A 1,047-nucleotide genomic window follows, 5' to 3' on the forward strand; every position below is an offset into this window, starting at 1 on the left:
GCGGAAAAAAGCATGATCAGTCAGGCCGTGCCGCTGTTGAGGAGCTATGTCTAACAATAATCAGGAAACTTACCCTCTCCTTGTGTTCACTATTCGACTCGCTGGGCTCGTAATCTCTGGTTCTATTAGTCGTCTTAATACATGAATGTAAGGTTAAGACATCAAATTTTGATCGGCCCAAGCAATGGCTTGAACTCGGTTTTTCACCGAGAGCTTTTTAAAGATCTGATACAGGTGCGACTTGATCGTAAATTCGCTAACAAACAGTTCTTCTGCCATCTGGCTATTCGATGCCCCGGCTTGCAGACAACGCAGCACTTGCAGTTCGCGAATGGTGAGATCGACGGTTGCTGGCGCGGTATGAGTATTTATCACATTTCGATAGTAGTGCAGCAGTTGGCTGGTTACGTTGCGTGGTAGCCAGTTTTGCCCGTTGACAATGCCTTTCAGTCCTTCGCCTACTTGTTCTAAAGAATCTTCGCTGTAAAACAAGCCTTTTAATTGACCGAAGGCGAGCAGTTCATCCGTAGTGAGGCGTTTTGGAACGTTGAACACGACCGTCTCAAAGTTCTTCCAAACCAATGGCAGGTTTTTAATCGATTGAACGAGTGATTTATGTTCACTGAAGTCAATGAGTAGAATTTTATTTCGATGTTCGGGTTTCGCTTCCATTAGGGCATCGGTTGAGATTACAGGAATGCTCATATCGATGTACTTTTCTAATGATGCGACTTTCTGCGCAGCATCGTCTTCCATACTAATCAGAAATAGCTTTCTTGCGTAAGCCGACTTTCTCACGTGTTCAAATCTCCCAAGGTTCAGTAGAGGCCGTAAGTTGGCATTAAAGTATGGGGAGAGCTATAGCTTTGGTGAATAAATGCGTTGAGATTCAAAGGTTCACGAATGAAGTCTGCAACGCGAATCAAAAATGCTACATATGAAAGTTGAACTGAGATTTTGGTTCTAGCGTAGGGCGTGATCGAACACAATGGCATTGGGCTTTAACCAAAACATCAAAGCGTGTATTCTATTGCGCTAAAATTAATA

The 1,047-nt window shown here is 43.6% G+C and carries 1 protein-coding gene; it reads right to left on the minus strand.

Annotation, left to right across the window (positions count from 1 at the left end; translation table 11 throughout):
* Positions 1 to 153: 153 nt before the first annotated feature.
* A complete protein-coding gene (locus R7O12_RS26840; protein ID WP_005480993.1) occupies positions 154 to 798 on the minus strand; it encodes a LuxR C-terminal-related transcriptional regulator in 645 nt (214 codons plus the stop codon).
* Positions 799 to 1,047: the final 249 nt, after the last annotated feature.

Source organism: Vibrio sp. Vb1574 (assembly GCF_033338675.1).